A 4,485-nucleotide genomic window follows, 5' to 3' on the forward strand; every position below is an offset into this window, starting at 1 on the left:
TTCTACGAGGACGTCGACCTCGGCTGGCGGCTCAACCTGCTCGGCTGGCGCTTCCGCTACCAGCCGAAGTCCGTCGCGTTCCACAAGCACCACGCGTCGATGAACAAGTTCGGCGACTTCCGCGAGACGTACCTGCTCGAGCGGAACGCGCTCTTCACGCTCTACAAGAACCTCGGCGACGAGCAGCTCGCAGCGGCCCTGCCGGGGTCGCTCGCGCTCGTCGTCCGCCGCGCCGTCGGTCGGGGCGAACTCGACTCGACCGAGCTCGACCTCCGCAACCCCGGCGACGACAGCGTCCCGACGATACCGGTGCCGAAGACCGCGATGGCGGGGATCTACGGCGTCGACCAGTTCGTCGAGCAGCTGCCGTCGATGACCGAGTCGCGCCGCGCGATCCAGGCGACCCGCGTCCGCAGCGACCGCGAGCTGCTGCGCCTGTTCGGCAACCGCGACGAGCCGGCGTACCCGATCGAGAACTACCTCGCCGGCTACGACAAGATCGTGCACTCCCTCGGTGTGCTGGACGTCGGCACCCGCCGCCGTGTGCTCATCATCACCGGTGACTCCATCGGCGAGAAGATGGCCGGTCCGGCGATCCGCGCGACGCAGATGGCGAAGCAGCTCGCCGGCGAGCACGACGTCCGCGTCATCAGCCTCACGCGCTCGTCGCAGATCGACCCCTCGTACGAGGTCGTCACGGTGCCGCACCGGCACCCGCGGCAGATGGTCGAGCACGAGGCCTGGGCCGACGTCATCATCGTGCAGGGCCACGCGCTCCGCCTGTTCCCGGTGCTCGAGTCGACGAGCAAGATCCTCGTCGTCGACGTCTACGACCCGCTGCACCTCGAGCAGCTCGAACAGGGCCGCAGCGACGACGTCGACCAGTGGAACCGTCAGATCCTCGACGCCTCGGACACCCTGAACCACCAGCTCGAACTCGGCGACTACTTCATCTGCGCCTCGGAGCGCCAGCGCATGTTCTGGCTCGGGCAGCTCGCCGGCTCCGGCCGTGTGAACGCCCGCACCTACTCGCGCGACCCCGACCTCCGCTCGCTCATCGGCGTCGTGCCGTTCGGGCTGTCGTCGACGCCGCCGGTCCACGACCAGCAGCGGGTCAAGGGCGTCGTCCCCGGCATCGGGAAGAACGACAAGCTCGTCGTCTGGGGCGGCGGCATCTACGACTGGTTCGACCCGATCACGCTCGTCCGCGCGATCGGCCGGCTCGCCGCGAAGAAGCCGAGCGTGAAGCTCTTCTTCATGGGCGTGCAGCACCCGAACCCCGACGTGCCTGAGATGGACATCGTCGCCAAGGTCCGCGCCGAGGCCGACGCGCTCGGCCTGACCGGCAAGAACGTGTTCTTCAACGACGCGTGGATCCCGTACGAGGAGCGCGGCGCGTACCTGCTCGAGGCCGACGCCGGCGTCTCGACGCACTACGAGCACCTCGAGACCACGTTCTCGTTCCGCACGCGCATCCTCGACTACCTCTGGGCGCGCCTGCCGATCGTGACGACCGCCGGTGACTCCTTCGGTGACCTCGTCGCCGAGGAGAAGCTCGGCATCGCGGTGCACGAGCAGGACATCGACGGCCTCGCCGCCGCGCTCGAGACGGCGCTCTTCGACAAGAAGGCCCGTGCCGAGTTCATCGGCAACGTCGACCGCGTGCGCGAGCAGTTCACGTGGGAGAACGTCCTCGCGCCGCTCGTCGAGTTCTGCCGCAACCCGATCCGCGCTGCCGACAAGAGCGTCCGCGACACGTCGTCGACGATCCAGCCGCACGCCATGCGCGTGCGTGTGCCGGACCGCAAGAAGCTCTACGGTGTCCGTCACGACCTCGGTCGCGCCGTGCACTACTTCCGCACCGAGGGTCCGCGGAGCGTCGCGGGCAAGATCAAGCGTCGGCTGCAGAACCGGTGACCGCGGGCGCCACGGCGCTCGTGATCGTGCCGACCTACAACGAGGCCGAGAACGTCGGCACGATCGCCACGGCCGTCCTCGGAGCGCTGCCGGACGCGCACCTGCTCGTCGTCGACGACGCGAGTCCCGACGGCACGGGTGCCCTCGTGCGGCGGCTCGCGGCCGAGGACGACCGGGTGCACCTGCTCGAGCGCTCCGGCAAGCTCGGCCTCGGGACCGCGTACGTCGCCGGCTTCCGCTGGGGGCTCGAGCGCGGCTACCCGCTGCTCGTCGAGATGGACGCGGACGGTTCGCACCCCGCCGACCGGCTCCCGGCCCTCGTGGCCGCGGTCGACGAGGCCGACGACGTGATGCTGGCGATCGGATCGCGGTGGATCCCCGGGGGATCGGTCGTCGACTGGCCGCTGCACCGCGAGGTCCTCAGCAGGAGCGCCAACACCTACGCCCGTCTCGTCCTCGGGATCGGGGTGCGGGACGTCACCGCCGGCTTCCGGGTGTACCGCGCCGACGCCGTCCGTCGGATGGACCTCGCCGGGATCGACTCGAAGGGGTACTGCTTCCAGGTGGACATGACCCTGCGCGTCGACGACCTCGGTGGGCGGATCGTCGAGGTGCCCATCCGCTTCCGTGACCGCGTGCACGGGGTGTCGAAGATGAGCCGTTCGATCGTGGTCGAGGCGATGCTGCGGGTCACCCAGTGGGGCGTCCAGCGCCGCTTCGGCCGCCGTCGCGCCGCACGTCGCTGACGCGGGCTCCCGCGCGCGCTGTGCTCCCGCGTGCTCGGTGCCTGGTGCTTCCGCGCGCTCGGTGCCTGGTGCTTGGTGCCTGGTGCCTGGTGCCCGGTGCTTCCGGGCGTACCTGGTGCGATCGGGCGTACCTGGCGAGAAGTTCCGACCAGGTACGCCCGTTTCCACAAGCCATTGCGCTCGTTCTGGGAAGAACCGACCCGGCGGGCCGGCGGCAGGGTCGGGCATCCCCGCTGCTTCCGCGTGTGCCGCGTGCCCCCTTGGGTGCCGAGGACTCCCGCGCGTACCTGGTGCTTTCGGGCGTACCTGGCGAGAAGTTCCGACCAGGTACGCCCGTTTCCACAACCCATCGCGCCCGTTCTGGGAAGAACCGCCCCGTGGACCGACCCCCCCCGGACCGGCCTCACCGACCGACCCCGCTGACCGGGGTCGCCGGAAGGACCGGACCACAGACGGACGGGAGGCGCGGTGCCAGCTGACACCGCGCCTCCCGTCTGTGAGGTCGACGCGTCTCAGACGCAGCTGACGTTGTAGTCCTGGTTTCCCGCGACGTACTGCGTCATCCGCACCTGGCTGCCTGCGGTGAGGCCCCCGGCCGAGCACGCCGCCTGTGCGGCCGCGACGCCGTCGTTGCCGACCGCGATCCAGCTCGGCAGGCCACGGAGTGCCGAGTTCGAGGGGACCGTCCCGACGATCTGCCCGAACTGGTACTTCGTCGAGTAGAGGCCGATCGTCGAGACCTTCGCTGCCTTGAGCGCCACGATCATGCCCTCGACGTCGGCGCGGTTCTGCGTCTTGTCGCTCTGCCAAGTCGGCCCGGAGCCGTCATCGGCTTTCTCGACGTCGATCCACCAGCGGTACGACGATGGTGTGTCGACGCCTCGGATGTGTGTCGCCTCGTAAGCGCGGGCATAGCCGTACATCCACGAGCATCCGGCGTCGTAGCCCCCGGTGCACTTGTTGTATGGGTGGGTGACTTTCTGACCTGAAGGATATTCGTCGCTCGAAGGCCACGATGAGGCTTGAGAGCCTGGGTTCGCCGCGAGCATGTAGAGCTGAGCCTTCGGTTGCGTCGTCCCGCCAGCTGTGGACTTTGCCCACGTAAGCTGATTCGCGAAACACGGGTTCGACGTGTTGACGAGATTTCCATTCACCCCGACGACTCCGAACGCCGAATTCGTCGGCAGAGACTTTCCGCACTGCGGCCACGAGACGTCGGCGCCGAAGCCGGAGCCGCTCGACCCGTCGAGGAAGTACCCCGCGACGTCGAGGTGCAGCACCGCCGAACCCGTCGACGCCTTGACCTGCACGCGCCGGTCGACGCTCGACCCGGTGACCTTCGACATGACCAGGTTGGCCACCGACCGTCCCGGCGTGAACAGCTGGGTCGCGACCTGCGCGTCCGCGCCGGCCGGAGTGACCCGCAGGTAGGCCGCACTCGTCGGGCCGGTCACCTCGGCGTTGGCGACGACGGCCGTGGCGGTGCCGGGGACGCCCGCGGTCCGCGTCCGGCACCGCGGCGCCGGTCGCGGCGTCGCGGATGACGAGCGGGTCGTCGGCCGACCCGGTCGCGGTGGGCACGGATGTGGGACCGGCCACGTCGTCGACGTGACCGGTCCCCCGGGCGGGATCCGTGCCTCCTGGCCGGGTCATCAGACCTGCGCGCGCTCGCGGATGGCGGTGAGGATGCGCTCGACCGCCTCGTCCACCGGCACGCCGTTGTCCTGACGGCCGTCGCGGAAGCGGAACGACACCGCGCCGGCGTCGCGGTCGTCGCCGCCCGCGATGAGCTGGAACGGCACCTCTGCTTCGGTGCGGCGGA

4 protein-coding genes are annotated in these 4,485 nt (G+C 69.8%); 2 read left to right on the forward strand and 2 right to left on the reverse strand.

Annotated features, from left to right (window positions below):
* A partial coding sequence (locus I5E_RS15415) for a glycosyltransferase (protein WP_022907771.1) occupies positions 1-1,917 on the forward strand: 1,917 nt, incomplete at its 5' end.
* Positions 1,914-2,663, forward strand: a complete 750-nt coding sequence (locus I5E_RS15420; RefSeq protein ID WP_022907772.1) for a polyprenol monophosphomannose synthase — start codon at positions 1,914-1,916, stop codon at positions 2,661-2,663. The genes I5E_RS15415 and I5E_RS15420, both read left to right, overlap by 4 nt.
* A 512-nt stretch (positions 2,664-3,175) precedes the next feature.
* Here the strand turns inward: I5E_RS15420 and I5E_RS23800 are convergent.
* The gene (locus I5E_RS23800) at positions 3,176-4,117 is read right to left on the reverse strand and encodes a hypothetical protein (RefSeq protein WP_022907773.1); all 942 of its coding nucleotides are present in this window, start codon (positions 4,115-4,117) and stop codon (positions 3,176-3,178) included.
* A 198-nt stretch (positions 4,118-4,315) separates the two neighbouring features.
* Positions 4,316-4,485, reverse strand: a 170-nt coding sequence (locus I5E_RS27070; protein ID WP_187290519.1) for a His/Gly/Thr/Pro-type tRNA ligase C-terminal domain-containing protein, incomplete at its 5' end; no start/stop codon positions are given.

Source organism: Curtobacterium sp. B18, from assembly GCF_000333375.1.
Taxonomy (GTDB): domain Bacteria; phylum Actinomycetota; class Actinomycetes; order Actinomycetales; family Microbacteriaceae; genus Curtobacterium.